Source organism: Streptococcus sp. V728 (genome assembly GCF_052077995.1).
GTDB classification, from domain to species: Bacteria; Bacillota; Bacilli; order Lactobacillales; family Streptococcaceae; genus Streptococcus; species Streptococcus infantis_B.
Map to the genome: position 1 here is coordinate 1 of NZ_JBQJJH010000001.1, position 17268 is coordinate 17268.

Annotated in this window: 13 protein-coding genes, 17 tRNA genes, 1 rRNA gene and 3 pseudogenes; 30 read left to right on the forward strand and 4 right to left on the reverse strand. The window is 41.6% G+C overall.

Features of this window, described 5'->3' with window-relative positions:
- Positions 1–10 precede the first annotated feature (10 nt).
- The 27 genes and pseudogenes from rrf (at position 11) to ACTO1Y_RS00135 (ending at position 10293) form a co-directional block, all read left to right on the forward strand.
- Positions 11–126 (forward strand): 5S ribosomal RNA (gene rrf / locus ACTO1Y_RS00005).
- A 4-nt stretch (positions 127–130) separates the two neighbouring features.
- A tRNA-Val gene (locus tag ACTO1Y_RS00010) sits at positions 131–203 on the forward strand.
- Between the two features lie 2 nt (positions 204–205).
- Positions 206–278, forward strand: a tRNA-Asp gene (locus ACTO1Y_RS00015).
- Positions 279–296: 18 nt separating this feature from the next.
- Positions 297–369, forward strand: a tRNA-Lys gene (locus ACTO1Y_RS00020).
- A gap of 5 nt (positions 370–374) precedes the next feature.
- Positions 375–456, forward strand: a tRNA-Leu gene (locus ACTO1Y_RS00025).
- 12 nt (positions 457–468) lie between these two features.
- Positions 469–541: transfer RNA gene (locus ACTO1Y_RS00030), tRNA-Thr, on the forward strand.
- A gap of 27 nt (positions 542–568) precedes the next feature.
- Positions 569–640: transfer RNA gene (locus ACTO1Y_RS00035), tRNA-Gly, on the forward strand.
- Between the two features lie 7 nt (positions 641–647).
- Positions 648–733, forward strand: a tRNA-Leu gene (locus tag ACTO1Y_RS00040).
- 11 nt (positions 734–744) lie between these two features.
- Positions 745–818: transfer RNA gene (locus tag ACTO1Y_RS00045), tRNA-Arg, on the forward strand.
- 14 nt (positions 819–832) lie between these two features.
- Positions 833–906: transfer RNA gene (locus tag ACTO1Y_RS00050), tRNA-Pro, on the forward strand.
- A gap of 5 nt (positions 907–911) precedes the next feature.
- A tRNA-Met gene (locus tag ACTO1Y_RS00055) sits at positions 912–985 on the forward strand.
- Between the two features lie 13 nt (positions 986–998).
- Positions 999–1072: transfer RNA gene (locus tag ACTO1Y_RS00060), tRNA-Ile, on the forward strand.
- Positions 1073–1082: 10 nt separating this feature from the next.
- A tRNA-Ser gene (locus tag ACTO1Y_RS00065) sits at positions 1083–1172 on the forward strand.
- 10 nt (positions 1173–1182) lie between these two features.
- Positions 1183–1256: transfer RNA gene (locus tag ACTO1Y_RS00070), tRNA-Met, on the forward strand.
- Positions 1257–1260: 4 nt separating this feature from the next.
- A tRNA-Phe gene (locus ACTO1Y_RS00075) sits at positions 1261–1333 on the forward strand.
- Positions 1334–1351: 18 nt separating this feature from the next.
- A tRNA-Gly gene (locus ACTO1Y_RS00080) sits at positions 1352–1422 on the forward strand.
- 32 nt (positions 1423–1454) lie between these two features.
- Positions 1455–1528: transfer RNA gene (locus tag ACTO1Y_RS00085), tRNA-Ile, on the forward strand.
- 6 nt (positions 1529–1534) lie between these two features.
- Positions 1535–1622, forward strand: a tRNA-Ser gene (locus tag ACTO1Y_RS00090).
- Between the two features lie 535 nt (positions 1623–2157).
- Positions 2158–3291: a DUF4767 domain-containing protein gene (locus ACTO1Y_RS00095; protein ID WP_441347901.1), complete on the forward strand. Its 1134-nt coding sequence runs from the start codon at positions 2158–2160 to the stop codon at positions 3289–3291.
- A gap of 134 nt (positions 3292–3425) precedes the next feature.
- Positions 3426–3875, forward strand: a complete 450-nt coding sequence (locus tag ACTO1Y_RS00100; RefSeq protein ID WP_441347902.1) for a MarR family winged helix-turn-helix transcriptional regulator — start codon at positions 3426–3428, stop codon at positions 3873–3875.
- An 18-nt stretch (positions 3876–3893) separates the two neighbouring features.
- A pseudogene (locus ACTO1Y_RS00105) lies at positions 3894–4748 on the forward strand (SDR family oxidoreductase).
- A complete protein-coding gene (locus ACTO1Y_RS00110; protein WP_441347903.1) occupies positions 4741–5469 on the forward strand; it encodes an ABC transporter ATP-binding protein in 729 nt (242 codons plus the stop codon). The pseudogene ACTO1Y_RS00105 and the gene ACTO1Y_RS00110 overlap by 8 nt, the downstream one beginning before the upstream one ends.
- Positions 5462–6982, forward strand: coding sequence for an ABC transporter permease/substrate-binding protein (locus ACTO1Y_RS00115; RefSeq protein ID WP_441347904.1), 1521 nt, complete (start codon positions 5462–5464; stop codon positions 6980–6982). Before ACTO1Y_RS00110 ends, ACTO1Y_RS00115 begins: the two co-directional genes overlap by 8 nt.
- A gap of 318 nt (positions 6983–7300) precedes the next feature.
- Positions 7301–7903 carry an ECF transporter S component gene (locus ACTO1Y_RS00120; RefSeq protein WP_441347905.1) on the forward strand — a complete coding sequence of 201 codons (603 nt, stop codon included), beginning with the start codon at positions 7301–7303 and terminating at the stop codon, positions 7901–7903.
- The gene (locus ACTO1Y_RS00125) at positions 7903–8694 is read left to right on the forward strand and encodes an energy-coupling factor transporter transmembrane component T (protein ID WP_441348053.1); all 792 of its coding nucleotides are present in this window, start codon (positions 7903–7905) and stop codon (positions 8692–8694) included. The genes ACTO1Y_RS00120 and ACTO1Y_RS00125 overlap by 1 nt, the downstream gene beginning before the upstream one ends.
- Positions 8670–9506 carry an ABC transporter ATP-binding protein gene (locus ACTO1Y_RS00130; RefSeq protein WP_441347906.1) on the forward strand — a complete coding sequence of 279 codons (837 nt, stop codon included), beginning with the start codon at positions 8670–8672 and terminating at the stop codon, positions 9504–9506. The genes ACTO1Y_RS00125 and ACTO1Y_RS00130 overlap by 25 nt, the downstream gene beginning before the upstream one ends.
- A complete protein-coding gene (locus ACTO1Y_RS00135) occupies positions 9493–10293 on the forward strand; it encodes an energy-coupling factor ABC transporter ATP-binding protein (protein ID WP_049527185.1) in 801 nt (266 codons plus the stop codon). The genes ACTO1Y_RS00130 and ACTO1Y_RS00135 overlap by 14 nt, the downstream gene beginning before the upstream one ends.
- A 130-nt stretch (positions 10294–10423) precedes the next feature.
- Here the strand turns inward: ACTO1Y_RS00135 and ACTO1Y_RS00140 are convergent.
- The 3 genes and pseudogenes from ACTO1Y_RS00140 to ACTO1Y_RS00150 form a co-directional block, all read right to left on the reverse strand.
- Positions 10424–11527 (reverse strand): annotated as a pseudogene (locus ACTO1Y_RS00140) (transposase); the annotation flags it as partial.
- 307 nt (positions 11528–11834) lie between these two features.
- Positions 11835–12308, reverse strand: a pseudogene (locus tag ACTO1Y_RS00145) (HXXEE domain-containing protein).
- A gap of 31 nt (positions 12309–12339) precedes the next feature.
- Positions 12340–12879: a TetR/AcrR family transcriptional regulator gene (locus ACTO1Y_RS00150; RefSeq protein ID WP_235083366.1), complete on the reverse strand. Its 540-nt coding sequence runs from the start codon at positions 12877–12879 to the stop codon at positions 12340–12342.
- 133 nt (positions 12880–13012) lie between these two features.
- Between ACTO1Y_RS00150 and ACTO1Y_RS00155 the strand changes: the two genes are divergently transcribed.
- The 3 genes from ACTO1Y_RS00155 (at position 13013) to ACTO1Y_RS00165 (ending at position 16064) form a co-directional block, all read left to right on the forward strand.
- Positions 13013–13903, forward strand: a complete 891-nt coding sequence (locus tag ACTO1Y_RS00155) for a cation diffusion facilitator family transporter (RefSeq protein WP_441347907.1) — start codon at positions 13013–13015, stop codon at positions 13901–13903.
- Between the two features lie 151 nt (positions 13904–14054).
- On the forward strand, positions 14055–14897 hold the full coding sequence (locus ACTO1Y_RS00160; RefSeq protein WP_441347908.1) for an aldo/keto reductase: 843 nt from the start codon (positions 14055–14057) through the stop codon (positions 14895–14897).
- Positions 14898–15023: 126 nt separating this feature from the next.
- The gene (locus ACTO1Y_RS00165; protein ID WP_441347909.1) at positions 15024–16064 is read left to right on the forward strand and encodes a zinc-binding dehydrogenase; all 1041 of its coding nucleotides are present in this window, start codon (positions 15024–15026) and stop codon (positions 16062–16064) included.
- 63 nt (positions 16065–16127) lie between these two features.
- Here the strand turns inward: ACTO1Y_RS00165 and ACTO1Y_RS00170 are convergent, their stop codons facing one another.
- The gene (locus ACTO1Y_RS00170; protein ID WP_441347910.1) at positions 16128–17129 is read right to left on the reverse strand and encodes a LacI family DNA-binding transcriptional regulator; all 1002 of its coding nucleotides are present in this window, start codon (positions 17127–17129) and stop codon (positions 16128–16130) included.
- Positions 17130–17268 lie beyond the last annotated feature (139 nt).

A 17268-nucleotide genomic window follows, 5' to 3' on the forward strand; every position in this document is an offset into this window, starting at 1 on the left:
TTACTCAGAGTTAAGTGACGATAGCCTAGGAGATACACCTGTACCCATGCCGAACACAGAAGTTAAGCCCTAGAACGCCGGAAGTAGTTGGGGGTTGCCCCCTGTGAGATATGGAAGTCGCTTAGCTCGAGGGAGTTTAGCTCAGCTGGGAGAGCATCTGCCTTACAAGCAGAGGGTCAGCGGTTCGATCCCGTTAACTCCCATAGGTCCCGTAGTGTAGCGGTTATCACGTCGCCCTGTCACGGCGAAGATCGCGGGTTCGATTCCCGTCGGGACCGTAATAACGAAAGTTATTTGACTCGTTAGCTCAGTTGGTAGAGCAATTGACTTTTAATCAATGGGTCACTGGTTCGAGCCCAGTACGGGTCATATTTGCGGGTTTGGCGGAATTGGCAGACGCACCAGATTTAGGATCTGGCGCTTAACGGCGTGGGGGTTCAAGTCCCTTAACCCGCATAATAGAAATCAGCCGGCTTAGCTCAGTTGGTAGAGCATCTGATTTGTAATCAGAGGGTCGCGTGTTCAAGTCATGTAGCCGGCATTTTTTTTAGGTTAAAGCAGAGTCGATGCGAACGTAGTTCAGTGGTAGAACACCACCTTGCCAAGGTGGGGGTCGCGGGTTCGAATCCCGTCGTTCGCTTAGAGAGGCCGGGGTGGCGGAACTGGCAGACGCACAGGACTTAAAATCCTGCGATTGGTAACGATCGTACCGGTTCGATTCCGGTCCTCGGCATATAATGATGAGCACCCTTAGCTCAACTGGATAGAGTACCTGACTACGAATCAGGCGGTTAGAGGTTCGACTCCTCTAGGGTGCATTAAACATTTAATTCGGGAAGTAGCTCAGCTTGGTAGAGTACTTGGTTTGGGACCAAGGTGTCGCAGGTTCGAATCCTGTCTTCCCGATTGATGGCGGTGTAGCTCAGCTGGCTAGAGCGTCCGGTTCATACCCGGGAGGTCGGGGGTTCGATCCCCTTCGCCGCTATAATGATCTTGTTGGACCTTTAGCTCAGCTGGTTAGAGCTCTCGGCTCATAACCGAGTGGTCGTAGGTTCAAGTCCTACAAGGTCCATTGAAATGATGGAGGATTACCCAAGTCCGGCTGAAGGGAACGGTCTTGAAAACCGTCAGGCGTGTAAAAGCGTGCGTGGGTTCGAATCCCACATCCTCCTTTATTATTAACGCGGGATGGAGCAGCTCGGTAGCTCGTCGGGCTCATAACCCGAAGGTCGTAGGTTCAAATCCTGCTCCCGCAATATTGGCTCGGTAGCTCAGTTGGTAGAGCAATGGATTGAAGCTCCATGTGTCGGCGGTTCGATTCCGTCTCGCGCCATTTTTTATTAAGTATCATGCGGGTGTAGTTTAGTGGTAAAACTACAGCCTTCCAAGCTGTTGTCGCGAGTTCGATTCTCGTCACCCGCTTTGAACTTTGTTCAAGTACCAAGTTTTTACTTGGGCGCGTAGCTCAGGTGGTTAGAGCGCACGCCTGATAAGCGTGAGGTCGGTGGTTCGAGTCCACTCGTGCCCATTAATAGGAGAATTACTCAAGAGGCTGAAGAGGACGGTTTGCTAAATCGTTAGGTCGGGTAACCGGCGCAAGGGTTCGAATCCCTTATTCTCCGTAATTAGAGCTTGTTGGCTCTTTTTTTGTGTCTTTAATTATCAAATTTTCCTTCTTTGACGACTGTGGTTGAGTGATGAATTCTTACTATCTGGAGCGAAACAAAATGGTTTGCTCTTTTTGTTTTCAAATTTAGGGAGATTCTAGGTTTAATTTTATTAAAGTCACGGAGTATAAAAGTATCTTTTAATGATTTCGTGGCTTTTTCCTAGCTTTTATCTTTCATTTATATTTTATTCTTTCAATGCGTTAATGGTCTTTTCTTTAATTTTCTGTAAGCTTTTATAATAATTTAACTCTATTATTGGTTAGCTTTAAATAATGGTTTAATCTTTTTTGTTATACGTCCTATAGGATTTCTCTACAATATATTTAGCTATATAATATTTATTGAAGGTGTATCGAATATAAGAATTATTGAACATATTTACTTAGTATTTGTATATATAAGATTTCGTTATCTTACCGCAACTCTCAAATATTTGATATAATGTAAGCAAAGCTATGGTCACCATTAATTTTATGAGGAGATTTTTATGGGTAATAGAAGTATAGTAGGAAGTCTGTTTATTCTTATATTTTGTTTTTTTACAGTTGGTTGTAGTAATCAAAATTCTGAGCTTTCTAGTAAAGATATTAGTTTATCTACTTCAATTACTAGTAACGAGATAAAGTCTGGGGAGTCTAAGAAAGATTATAAAGGTTTGTACAAGTCAGTTTTTGATGATTACCAAAAGATATTTTCTACTTCTCAAGATCCAACTGCAATTTCAAATCTTTATCAAAGTTTAAAAGCTACTGAACGTCCTATCAATAGTTGGTCTCTTGAAAATGCCATGAATCGTTCAGATGATATGAGTTATTCCTTTGTTGATTTAAATGATGATGGCGTCGAGGAGTTACTTATAGCAGATCTTAATTTAAGTGGAAAATACTTTTTGACTGGGGTGTATTCTTTACAAGAAGGTAAACCTGTTCTCTTAGCAGAAGGTTTTGCTGCAGGACATGGTGGATCTAGGAATGCGGCAATTATTTATCAAGGTGGGGAGATTCTTGAATTAAGTTGGTCGTCAGGAACTGGTAAAGGTTATGGAACTCTTTATAAGTTAAATGAAAAGCAAAAGGGGGCTAGTAAACTTCAGGAAAAAGAATTTCAAATAGAATCTAATTATATTGGATCTAATTTTGGAAAAATTGAATCTGATCAAATTGATCTAAGAGGTTTTGATTGGCAGAAATTTGAAAACTCTACTAGTACGACCATTTCGGGAGAAAAGCAAAAAGCTCCTTGGAATGCCAATAAATCTGCTAAATTAGAAGCTTTTATTAAAGGCTGGGGAGAAAGACTTGGTCAACCTAATTACAAAAAAGGAATTGCTGGTGGAGATGTCGGTGCTGATAATCTCTATACCTTTGGTGATGGGCCGAGTGAAAAAATAAATGCGGAATACTCGGATAATGGTTTAGGAACTGCTAAGTATCGCATCGTAGAGCGCTATAGTAACTGGGATAAATTTCCAGATGTTCATAGCTATTACTTTGCGATTACTAACACAGGAGAAGCGATTGTTTTTCATTCTCCAACAACAAATGGTGGAATCATGTACTTAAAACCGACAGAAAATACAGAGATCCAAGGAGAGTTTAAACGTTTGGTGGAAGAAGAGTAAAAGAAAAAGAGTTTAGCTTGGCTAAACTCTTTTTTTTTTAAAAGTTAATATTTCGATATCGAAATAGTTGACAGATGTAATTCAGGGTGTTACAATAATTCAAAAGGTTCGATATAGAACAAAAAGGAGACAAAATGGACAAGATGTTAGGAGGCTATCAAGCTCTACAGATTCGATTGTTAAATGGGCGTATCTTTCAAAAACTCTTGAGCAAGGAACCAGATGCTCAATACAGAAGTGAGCAAGGGAAAATTCTAACGATTTTGTGGAAGCAAGAGTTGGGATGCGCTACTGCGACAGATATCGCTCTTGCGACGGGTCTAGCTAATAATACATTGACCAGTATGGTTAAGAAATTGGAAGAACAAGGCTTGGTCACTATTCAACCTTGCACGCAGGATAAAAGGAAAAAATATATCTCTTTGACAGACCTCGGTTGGGCGCAAAAAGAAATTGGAGACCGTGTCAGTAAAGAACTGGGAGAGATTTTCTACCAAGGCTTTTCAGATCAAGAAATCCGAGAATTTGAAGCTTATCAAGCGCGTATAATCGCAAATCTAAAAGCTAAAGAAAATGAAATCTAGGGAAAGGAAGTAACAGTTATGATCGGAATTACAGGTGTAACAGGAAAATTAGGCTCATATGTAGCGGATCTTGTCGATCAGCAAGGAATTGCTTCTATCCATCTGGCAAGAAGCCCAGAGCGTGCAAAAGTCTAAGCGTCAGCGGAAATTCGTAAGATGGTGTATGCCAATACTCCAAAAGTAGTTGAGGCCTTAAAGGGTATCGATACCTTGTTGATGGTCTCTGCTAGGGAAAATCCAGAGCGTGTAAAGGAGCACAAGGAGTTTTTAGATGCTGCAAAACTAGCAGGGGTGCAGCATATTGTTTATACCTCCTTTTATGGGGCAGATGAGAAGGCAACTTTTACCTTGTCTCGAGATCATGCACAGACGGAAGCCTATATCAAGGAGTTAGGGTTCACCTACACTTTTTTGAGAGATAATTTTTACTTGGACTTTCTGATTGATATGGCGCTTTAAAATGGAGAGATTCGTGGTCCGGCTGGCAGTGGCCTTGTGTCAGCTGTTGTTCGTAAGGATACATCTAAGGTTGCAGCAGAAATTCTTTTAAATCCTAAGGAGTGGGAAAATCAAAGCTTGAATCTGACAGGGCCAGAGGATCTTTCCATGGAAAAAATCGTAGTGCTTCTCTCAAAGGAGACCAGTAAGACCATCGCGTATGTGGATGAATCAGTAGAAGAAGCCTATGAGTCACGGAAAAAATGGCCAGCACAAACATGGGAGTACGATTCCTGGGTCAGCACCTATACAGCGATTAAAGCTGGTGAACAAGCTGGGGTTTCTACAGATGTCGAAAAAGTTCTAAGGCATCCAGCAAGCAGCCTTTTGGATATTCTTAGAGATAGAAAACTTATTGAGGAAAAACATGATTGAATATAAACACGTAGCCTTGCGCTACACGGATAAAAACATTTTAAAAGATGTCAATCTCCGAATTAAAAATGGAGAATTTATGGTGCTAGTGGGTCCTTCAGGATCTGGAAAGACCACTATGATTAAGATGATTAACCGTCTTTTAGAGCCGACAGATGGCAATATCTATATGGATGGGAAACGCATCAAAGACTATGACGAACGGGAATTACGTCTCAGTACCGGCTATGTCCTTCAAGCCATTGCCCTCTTTCCTAACTTGACCGTTGCGGAAAATATTGCTCTCATTCCTGAAATGAAGGGATGGAGCAAAGAGCAAATTGCTTCTAAAACAGAAGAACTCTTGGATAAGGTGGGGCTCCCTGCTGCAGAGTATGCAAAGCGCATGCCTAGCGAGTTATCTGGTGGGGAGCAACAGCGGATTGGCATTGTACGGGCCATCATTGGGGAACCAAAAATTCTATTGATGGACGAACCTTTTTCAGCCTTGGATGCCATCTCTCGCAAGCAGTTGCAGGCTCTTACAAAAGATTTACATAAAGAATTAGGCATGACGACCATTTTCGTAACACATGATACGGATGAGGCCTTAAAATTAGGGGATCGAATTGCAGTTTTACAAGATGGAGAAATTAGTCAGGTCGCAGAACCTGAAACAATTTTACAAGCGCCTGCGACAGACTTTGTAGCAAATTTGTTTGGAGGTAGCCTTCATGTCTAATTTGATTTCAACATTTCAAGAACGTTTTGGAGAATGGTTAACCGCTCTTGGGCAACACTTACAATTGTCTCTTTTGACCTTATTGGTTGCTATTTTTCTGACGATTCCACTGGCGGTTTATCTAAATAGCCACAAAAAAGCGGCGAACTGGGTGCTACAAGTTGCGGGTATCTTCCAGACCATACCCTCAATGGCTTTATTGGGTCTCTTTATTCCTTTCATGGGAATTGGAACCTTACCAGCTCTTACAGCCCTTGTTATTTACGCTATTTTCCCGATTTTAGAAAATACGATTACAGCCTTGAACGGCATTGATCCTAGTCTTGAGGAGGCAGGGATTGCTTTTGGAATGACCAAGTGGGAGCGACTCAAGAAGTTTGAAATTCCACTTGCCATGCCTGTCATTGTATCGGGGGTTCGTACAGCAACCGTTATGATTATTGGGACAGCAACTCTAGCCGCTCTTGTTGGAGCTGGAGGATTGGGCTCCTTTATCCTTTTGGGAATTGATCGTCGGAATGCTAGTCTCATTTTAATCGGTGCAATCTCATCAGCTATTTTGGCCATTCTCTTTAATGTTGTTCTCAAATGGTTGGAAAAGGCAAAGTTGCGTACAATTGTTGCAGTCTTTGCTGTTATGGTGCTTGGTTTGGGAGCTAGTTATGCTCCAAGCATGATTCCAAATAAAGAGAAAGAAAATCTGGTTATAGCTGGGAAGTTGGGACCTGAACCTGAGATTCTCATGAATATGTACAAGCTTCTCATTGAGGAAAATACGGATATGACGGTGACGGTCAAGCCTAACTTTGGGAAGACAGATTTCCTTTATCAAGCGCTGAAAAAGGGTGATATCGATATCTATCCAGAATTTTCTGGAACAGTGACAGAGAGTCTCCTCCAACCATCTCCACAAATAGGGCATGACCCGGAAAAGGTTTACGAGGTGGCTCGTGATGGCATTGCCAAACAGGATCAACTAGCCTTTCTTAAACCCATGGCTTATCAAAATACTTATGCTATAGCAGTTCCCAAAAAAATTGCGCAAGAATATGGGCTTAAGACGATTTCAGACTTGAAAAAAGTAGAAGGACAGCTCAAGGCAGGATTCACTCTGGAGTTTAACGACCGTGAGGATGGAAACAAGGGCTTGCAGTCTGTTTATGGATTGAAACTCAATGTAGCCACTATGGAACCAGCTCTTCGCTACCAAGCCATCCAGTCAGGTGACATCCAAATTACAGATGCTTACTCAACAGATGCTGAAATTGCTCGTTATGATTTAGTGGTTTTGGAGGATGATAAACAACTCTTCCCTCCTTATCAAGGTGCTCCACTCATGAAAGCTGAATTACTCGAAAAACATCCTGAGTTGGAAGATGTTCTTAATAAACTAGCTGGAAAAATCACCGAGAGCCAGATGAGTCAGATGAACTATCAAGTCGGAGTAGAAGGCAAGTCTGCAGAACAAGTAGCCAAGGAATTTCTGCAAGAACAAGGTTTGTTGAAGAAATAACTTGAAAATGCTGAACTCAACTCCATTAAACGACTATATAGAAGAATGCTCAGATAATTTTATCTGGGCTTTTTTGATGTTAGAGTTACTGAATGTCATTAAAAATGGAAAGGAAGAGAAAATTTTACTGTAAATACACTTGACTATTCACAAAATAGGTGTATAATGTGTTGTGAACTACTTAATAAATAAGGATTTCTAGCTCATGTCGACTAAGGATGGAAATCTTGTGTATAGACAGTTCAGTAGATATATAATAGAGCGTTGCGTCCGAAAGTCATTCCTGACACGGCTCTTTAAAAACAAAAGGAGAAGATTATGAAAACAAAACCGATTCATCGTACCAGTATGTGGAAATTTAAGTTAAATGCTGCCACCATGACTTTGATTCCCGCTGCCGTAGGGATTAACTATGTTGCCAAAGCCTTGGCGGAGGGGTTAAAGTTGCCCGTTTGGCTGGGGTCTTTGGGAACCTTTCTTGCCAGCATGTTGGCTGGGCCGGTTGCCGGTGCCATCAGTGGTTTCATCAATAACGTGATCTATGGGCTGACCTTATCGCCAATTTCAACCGTGTATGCGATTACCAGCATCGGAATTGGGATTGCTGTCGGAGTTTTGCACGCCAATGGGTGGTTCTCGTCAGCGCGACGAGTATTTGTTTCTGCTATTATTATTGCCATCGTTTCAGCTGTCATTTCAACGCCATTCAACGTCATCTTTTGGGGTGGTCAGACCGGTATCGCTTGGGGTGACTCATTGTTTGCGGTAATGGTCGCCAATCATGTACCAGTGTGGCTGGCCTCATTTATCGATGAGTTTGTCTTGGATATTTTGGATAAAGTCTGCGTGGCCTACCTGGCATTCTTCATCTATCGTCAGCTGCCGAAGCGGATGGTGCACTTCTTTAGCGATGATAAATGATGACTGATCAAACATTGATTTCTGGAGCGCCACGGGTCAAGCTCAAGTGGTACCAGGTGATCGATCCGATTACTAAGCTCTTGTTCATCTTGGACATGACGTTGTTGAGCTTTGCCAGTATGAATTTATTGCTTCAGGCCGGATTAATTCTTGTCGCAACACTGCTATTGTTATTTTCCAAATTGAGTTCTACCATCTTTAAGGCGCTGGGATTCAGCCTGTTTCTGATTTGCACCATGCTGATCATCCAGGGGTTATTTTACAGTCGGAATCAAAATGTGCTGTTTTCTGTGCTTGGGGTGTCGTTCTACAAAGAAGGCCTGATTTACGCCACCACTCTGGGTTGTCGAGTATTGGTGATTATTTTGACCAGTGGCTTTTTTATGGTGACCACGAGTATTTCAGAAAACGCGGCCTATTTGGAACTGTCCGGATTGTCTTATAAAACCGTCTACGTTCTGATGTCGGTGTGTTATATTTTACCGGAAATGATGCGCAATATGCGGAAAATCCAGCAGGCACAAAAAGTTCGCGGAACCAATCCGCAAAAAACGTTGATTCAGAAATTAAAGTCAGTCCTGCCGGTTCTAATTCCATTGGTGATTAAGACCTTGGATCAATCGATGACGCGGTCGATTTCTCTCCAACTGAGAGGTTTTGATAATCTCAACCGGACTGTCAGAACCACCCAGCGCGTGTATCGCCTGTCGCGGACGCTGCACATTGGTCTGACTGGATTGGCAATTTTATTGATCGGGTGGAAGATATGGACGAAGATAAACGGATTGTAATTGAAAATTTGACCACCCGTTATCCGGGTACTGAGCAACCACAACTGCGTCAGATTAACGCGGAGGTTCATACCGGCCAGGTGGTTGGGATTATCGGGAATAGCCACTCCGGCAAATCGACTTTGTGCCATGTGCTAGCAGGGGTCATTCCCAAAATTGTGTCTGCTGAGATTGAGGGCGACTGGCACATGTTTGGCCAGCGAGTGTCCGACAATTGGCCAGTTTATAATGCCATGAATGGAGTTGTACTGCAAAATCCAGCTGGTCAACTAAGCGGGTTGGCAGACACGGTTGCCGATGAAATCGCCTTTGACTTGATTAATCAGGGAATGGCTGAAGGACTGATTCAAAAACGGGTTGAAGAAGTTGCCACGCAAATGGGGCTGATTGAACAGCTGAATTTGCGTCCCGAGAGCCTTTCCGGTGGTCAGATCCAGCGGTTGGCAATTGCCACGGCGATTGTGGCTAATCCGGCTGTTTTGATTATGGATGATCCGACCAGTCAGATGGATCCCCTTGGCCGTCGACAATTTTTCCAATGGCTGGCCCAAGTCAAAGAGACGACTGTCTTCATTGTCACCAGTGAAATTGACGATTTGTGCGAAGTCGCCGACGTTGTGTGGGTGCTGCACGAGGGTCAAATGGTAGCCCAGGGTAGGCCGGGTGAGGTGTTTAATCATTTGGCAGCTGACTGGCAGATTCCAGCCCCGACAATCCAGCAACTTGCTCAAAAAATGGATTGGCACTTGGCTGATGGCCGGTATCCGGTGAATGACGCTGATCTGAAGGAGGTTCGTTATGCCCACAATTGAACTGAACCACCTGACGTTCACTTATCCGGAACGGTCCTTTAGCTTGGATGTTGAAGACAAACACTTCGCCGATCCGATGGTGGCGATTGTCGGCCAAAATGGTGCCGGCAAATCAACGCTCTTCAAATTGTTGACGGGCTTGCTGACACCACAAACCGGTGTGATTAAGATCGATGGAGAAAATTTTAATGATCTTAAACCAGTCGAAAAGTTACTGAAGGTTGGGATTACTTTTCAGAATCCTGACGATCAGCTTTTCAACCCGACCGTTCAACGAGAGGTGGAGTGGAGTGTCGCGCAGGTCATGGATGACCACGACACGATTACGAGGCGGGCTTTAGCGGCTCTAAAAAGAGTTGGCTTGGATGATAAAACAGCTGAAAGTCCATATGACCTGTCATTGTCGGAACGCAAGCTGTTGAGCGTTGCCACAGTTTTGGCAGTGGATCCGGCGATTTATTTATTTGATGAGCCGATGATGTCGCTTGATTGGGAAAGCCGGCGCAAGTTGACCGCAATTTTCCATCAGTTGGCTGATTCGGGTCACCAAGTTGTGACCATCACCCATGACATGGATTGGGTCGCCGCCGAGTTTGAGTCGGTGTATGTTATGGAACACGGGAAGTTTGGCTTCGCCGGAAGTCCACGGGAATTGTTCAGCGATCACGAACTTGTCCAGCGAGTGGGATTACTACCACCGCGGATTATGGACATAGCGGAGTCGCTGGGTGATTCACAGACATATTTATCGGTTAATGATTATTGCCAGAAAAATCGAGATGTATAGAAAAAGTCACCTCTGCGGGTTTTCCAGGTTGAAGGATTAACTTCAGCTTCTGGCAAAAACTCACATGGGTGACTTTTGTGTTTAATAGGTTCTTTGTCAACTGTAGTGGGTGACGAAAAGCTAACATCTTGAGAGGACCGGATAGGTCCTCTTTTTATGTATGTTCAGAGTGATGAAAACACGCTTCCTAAAGTTAATAAAGTTTCTAAAACCGAACCCCAACCGTTTGACGTCTTTGATCAACTTGTTAGTCGCTTCAAGTTTTGCGTTTGAATAGTCCGTTTCTAGGGCTTTTTTGATGTATTTGCTTGTGTCTAAGAAAAGTCCTAAAGACAGTTTGAAAGTAGTGATTGACCTTGCTCCTATTTTCCTCTATCAGCTCAAAGAACTCATCTACTCTCTTCTCCTGAAAGTGAAAAAGCAAGAGCTGATAAAGTGTATAGTAGTCGGTAAGCTCTTCTGAAAAGTCTAGTGTCTTCTCAATGATTTCATGTGGACTTAATGTTTGACGGAAAGTCTTTGAATAAAAAGAGTTGAGAGATAGTTTACGGCTGTCCTTTTGGAAGAGTCTGCGTGCTAGTGGGATATAAGCTCCAGACATATCCATTGTGATAAACTGCACCTTTTGGCGAGCTTTTAATGGATACTTCAAAAAGTAGTTTCGTATAGTAGTTTGGCGGCGATTATCAGGGATGGTAATGAGTTGGTTGGTCTCATAGTTTTGAGCAACAAAAGCCAATTCCCCTTTCTTGAACCCAAACTCATCCCAGGACATAACAGCAGGGAGTTTGTCATAATGTTCCTTGAAAGTAAACTGATCAAGCTTACGATAGACAGTGGACGTCGACACGCGAAGTCTTCTGGCAATATCCGTTAATGACACCTTATCAGTTAGGAGTTGTGCAACCTTTTGTCGGACTAGATTGGAGATTTGGCAGTTTTTCTCAACGATTGATGTCTCAGCTACCGTGACTCGTTTACAACTTTTACACTGAAACCGACGTTTCTTCAGACGTAGTAGTGTAGGCGTTCCAGCTTGTTCGAGAAGAGGGATCTTAGAGGTTTTTTGAAAGTCATATTTGATCATCTTTCCATGGCAATGAGGACATAATGGTGCAGGGGAATCGAGTTTTGCTTGAATCTCGATATGGGTGTCAGTTTCAAAAATAAGTGAAATCTTGATATTTTGGTCTTTAATTCCGATTAATTCTGTGGTATTCTTAATAGGTCTCATAAGTTCTTCTTAATGGTAGTTTCGTCGCTTTTCATTATAGTTCTTATGGGACTTTTTGTCTGCATTCAAAAAGCTCTATAATCTCTACAGTGGTTTTACCCACTACAGAAATTATAGAGCCAATAAATCCAGTTCCTAAGTTTTTTTTTGCCTTTTATCATAGCTGATAACGCTGCAACAAGATGAATAAGGACAAAAGCAAGCGCTAAAAAGACTGTGATGATGCTAAAGATGGGATAAAGTGACATAGATGTTTCCTTTCTAGGATAAATAAAGTAAATGCCCGTGATAGTGTAAAGACCTTTACTTACCTTAGTTTGAGATTCTTCTTATGAAGAATCATAAATGAAACTATAAGATTTACAAGGAAAAGTGATAAGGTAATGAAAGAGTATCAATAAAGATTGATGGGTACGTTATTTTTGAGACAGAATAGAGAAAATAAACTCGTAAAAATGCCAGTTAACAATCCAGGCACATATTTTCGAATGACAATTGTCTGAATAAGATGTCCGAACACATGATAGATATAAGCGATTACAATGGTTGTGTAAATGGTATAGTTGTTAAATTGGTAACTAAGATAAAGTGTTATCAGTAGAAGTAGAAGTTGCTCCATGACAATGACATTGAAAGCAAAAGGGGTGTATAAATTGAAAATTTGTTTATATGGAATTTGTAATGATATTTTTTTGACAAAAGATGGCATCCATATGATTTCTTCCAGTTCATGAAGCATGAATAAACTCGGAAATAGGAAATAAAATTGTAGGGTAGTCATTAAAGCTGGTCCTTTCTAAATAACATGATATTTATTTAGAGCTAGCATTCAGTATCTCCAAATAAAACTGGACCACTTTCTGCTCGTTATAAGATTTCCCATTTTTCAACCACCAGCTGATTGTTTCAATGAAGTGGCTGACGACCAGGTGCTTGAGATAGGAGTGAGGAATGTTGGGGTGTGCTTGAATCAGTTCGTCTGCTAACATGGGATAGACGTCATGTTCTAGTTCTTTTCGCAGTTGCCGGATAAAATAATCGTTTTTGGAGAGCAAGAGGCTGCTTACATGGTCTTGATTTTTCTTGAAGTGCTGAAAGATATGAGCCAAGTAGTCTTGTGGAGAGAGGTGTTCATCACGCTCAAAGAGATGGTGAAAGAGCTTTTGGCAGAGCTCATCCAGTAGTAACTCCTTGCTCTCATAATGGCTGTAAAAGGTGGAACGCCCTACATCAGCAAGGTCAATAATCTCCTGAACCGTGATGGCCTCATAATCTTTTTGGTTAAGTAACTGTAAAAAAGCAGCATAGATAGCTTTTCGAGTCTTGGTAATGCGACGATCTTGAGTACTCATATGGATAATTTGAACAAATTGTTCAGTAACTTATAAACTGAACAGAGTGCTTCTATCCTTTCTTTTTGGTGTGAGAGATAATACTAGTAAAGAGAATAATCATACTACTATTATACCAAAGGAGAATAAAAAAATGAGTTCAAAACGTGCTGTTTGGCTGTCTTTTTTCTTAAATTTGAGTTATGCTATTGTCGAGTTTATCGCTGGTGGAGTATTTGGCTCTAGTGCTGTGCTGGCTGACTCTGTCCATGACTTAGGAGATGCGGTTGCAATTGGGGTATCAGCCGTTCTAGAAACAATCTCCAATCGTGAAGAGGATAGTCAGTATACCTTGGGTTACAAACGATTTAGTCTTCTAGGAGCTTTGATAACGGCTGTGATTTTGATGACAGGATCAGTTTTCGTCATTTTGGAAAATACAACAAAACTATTTAATCCCCAACCTGTCAATGATGAGGGTATCCTCTGGCTAGGAATCATTGCAGTTACTATAAATGTGCTAGCGAGCTTAGTGGTTCGTAAAGGAAAAACAAAGAACGAGTCTATTCTTAGCCTGCATTTTCTGGAAGACACCCTTGGTTGGGTCGCAGTCATTCTGATGGCCATTATTCTCCGATTTACGGATTGGTATATCTTAGATCCTCTCTTGTCGCTGGTCATTTCCTTCTTTATCTTGTCAAAAGCCATTCCACGTTTTTGGTCTACGCTGAAAATTTTCTTAGATGCTGTACCAGAAGGAGTAGATATCGAGCAAGTCAGGAGTGATTTGGAGCAATTGGAGTATGTGGCCAGTGTGAATCAGCTTAATCTTTGGACTATGGATGGTTTGGAAAAAAATGCTATTGTCCATGTTTGTCTGGAGCAGGTCAAGCATATGGAGGTCTGTAAAGAATCTATCCGAGACTTGCTCAAAGAGAGGGGCTTTCAAAATGTCACTATTGAGGTGGATAGTAGTCCGATTAGTCATGCTCATCATAAACGACATGTTGATGAGTTGAAATCTTTAGATAGACATAGGCATTAAAGGAAGTGGAGAAAAATTTGATGTTCCTTTTCTTCATTAAGTACGAAGAATTGCTGTCGTTTTTCCTTCTGTAAAAGCTATTTTCATTTGCTAGTATACAAATCTTTTAAATGAGTGTAAACTAAAAGTAATAAAAGAAGTAGGGGAAAATATGTATTACAAAACCTTAAACAACAATGTTAAAATGCCACAATTAGGATTTGGAGTATTTCAGACACCAGTAGATGAAACAAAGCGAGTAGTTCTTGATGCTATCGAGGTTGGATATCGTTCTTTTGATACCGCTCAAATCTATGGCAATGAAGCAGGTGTGGGGGAAGCTATCTTGGAATCGGGTCTTTCACGTGAAGAATTCTTCATTACGACAAAGATTTGGATTTCGAATGCTGGCTATGAAAAGGCCAAGGCTTCGATCGAAGAATCCTTGAAAAAACTTCAAACAGATTATATTGATCTTTTGTTGGTTCACCAACCTTTCGGTGATTACTATGGCACATACAGAGCTATGGAAGAAGCCTATAAGGCAGGGCAGGTCCGTGCCATTGGCGTTTCCAATTTTTCACCAAATCGCTTTATTGATCTTCAGTATTTTGTGGAGATCAAGCCAGCTATCAATCAGATAGAAACCCATGTATTCTATCAACAAAAAGAAGCCAAAAAGTATTTGGAGAAGTATAATTGTCAAATTGAATCTTGGGGGCCCTTTGCTGAAGGGAAAAATGATTTCTTCAATACTCCCCTCTTGAAGGAGATTGGAGAAAAACATGGCAAATCCGTAGCTCAAGTAGCCCTACGTTTCTTACTCCAAAGTAACGTGGTTGTCATTCCTAAGTCTGTTCGTAAAGAACGGATGCAAGAGAATTTTGATATTTTTGACTTTGAGTTAACAGAAGATGAAATGAAGAGCATAGAAGAATTGGACCAAGGAAGTACACTCTTTCATAATCATCAAGAACCAGAAACAGCAGAAAGATTTTTATCTTTTTTAAGCTAGTCTAATTCTATAATAATTAGATAGTGGGGTACTCGATAAAAAGCCTCCTTAGAAAGATTTTCCTCTTACAAAATGGGCTATAAAAGTGTATACTAGAATTAGTAAGAAACAGAGAGGATTGTTTTTATGAAATCAGCAGTTTATAGTAAAGCAGGAGAGATTGGTCTTGTTGAAGTGGAGCGTCCACAAATTAAGGAAGCAGATGATGTTATTATCCGTATCGTGAGAACTTGTGTCTGTGGTACGGACTTATGGACATATCGTAATCCTAATATAAAAGAAGGCCGTTTGAACAGTGGTCATGAAGCTATCGGAATTGTCGAAGAAATTGGAGAGGCTATTACGACAGTGAAACCAGGGGATTTTGTCATTGCTCCATTTACACATGGTTGTGGGGAATGTGATGCCTGTCATGATGGCTTTGATGGAACTTGTGATCGTCATTTGGGTAATAGCAACTGGTCTACTGGTGTTCAAGCAGAGTACATTCGTTTCCATTATGCGAATTGGTCCCTAGTCAAAATTCCTGGGCAACCTTCTGACTATACAGAGGCTATGCTCAAATCTTTCTTAAGTCTAGCAGATGTTATGCCAACAGGTTACCATGCAGCGCGTGTGGCTAATGTGCAAAAAGGTGACAAGGTGGTCGTTATCGGGGATGGTGCTGTGGGTCAATGTGCGGTTATCGCAGCCAAAATGCGTGGTGCATCGCAAATCGTCCTCATGAGTCGCCACCAAGACCGTCAACAGATGGCCTTGGAGTCAGGTGCGACAGCTGTTGTAGCTGAGCGTGGTGAAGAAGGGATTGCCAAGGTCCGTGAAATCCTTGGCGGCGGAGCAGATGCTGCTCTTGAATGTGTGGGTACAGAAGCAGCTGTTGAGCAGGCCCTTGGAGTCCTCCATAATGGCGGGCGCATGGGATTTGTCGGTGTGCCTCACTACAATAACCGTGCCCTTGGTTCAACCTTTGCCCAAAATATCTCAGTGGCAGGTGGAGCAGCCTCAGTTACTACTTATGACAAACAAGTTTTGTTAAAAGCAGTTCTTGACGGTGATATCAATCCAGGACGTGTCTTTACTAATAGTTACAGCTTGGATGAGATTAATCAGGCTTACAAAGATATGGATGAACGCAAGTCTATTAAGTCTATAATTGTGATGGAATAAAAAAGAAAATCCTAATAGAGTATGGAAATCTCTATTAGGATTTTTTATGTTCAGCTATTGTGCTTAATGCAAGGTACTTTCTCTTAAAGTTAGTTTGGTTCCTAGCATGGTCAGACTTGGGATTTTACGGCCGTGAAGGACTTCTCTGTTCAGGATATCCATTCCTGTGCGTCCCATTTCTTCGGTGTAAACTGTGATACTAGAAAGTGGTGGGAACACTTGCTTGGTTAGAATGGTATCATTAAAGGAAATAATACTGACGCGCTCTGGTATGCTGATGCTGGCTTCTTGAAGGGCGCGAAGGGCACCAATGGCCAAGCTATCACTGGCTGCAAAAAAGGCTTGTGGAAGTTTATCTCCTAATTTCTCGATAGCCTCTTTCATTAAGTCGTATCCAGATTGGGCAGTAAATAGACCTTGAAAAATGAATTTCTCTTTATAGATTCCTTTTTCTTGCGTATAAGATTTGAAGTAATCTAAACGTTTATCTGCGATGACTTCTTCTTGGTCAGTAGTAGTTTCAAGACCGGATAAGATACCAATCTTTTTAAGTCCGTGGTCTGTAAAGTAATCAACCACCTGTCTAACAGCATTATTAAAATCTGTAATGACACAGGTATGACCAAGGGCAATTGTATCACTATCTAAAAATACTAGGGGTTTGTGATATTCTTCAAATGATGCAATCTGTGCTTGGCTGAATTTCCCAATACAGAGAATCCCAATGACTTCTTCACTGAGCGTAAAAGGCTGGTCATTAAAATAGCGCAGAATGTCATAATCTAATTCTTGGGCTCTATTTTCAATTCCTAGTCGAATCTGGTAGTAGTAGAGATCTTCCAACTCTCCTTGTTCACTGACCCACTGAATGATAGCAATCTTCTGTTTGAGTTTATGACTTTCGCCAGTTTTGAGATGTTTGGTATAGCCTAGTTCTTCGGCGACAGTTAAAATACGATGTCGGGTTTCTTCTGTGACAGATAGACTCTGATCGCGATTGAGGACACGGGATACAGTTGCGATCGAGACAGAGGCTAACTGAGCAATATCTTTGAGTGTAGCCATAATTCCCCTCCTTTTTAGGTTATTATAGCATATTTTTCTTCCTTTTTACTCATAGTTTAGTAAAATATCGGTAAAAATATTGACCTAAGCAAAACCCTTGGGTACAATAGAAGAAAACGATTACAGGATAAACTTTTTT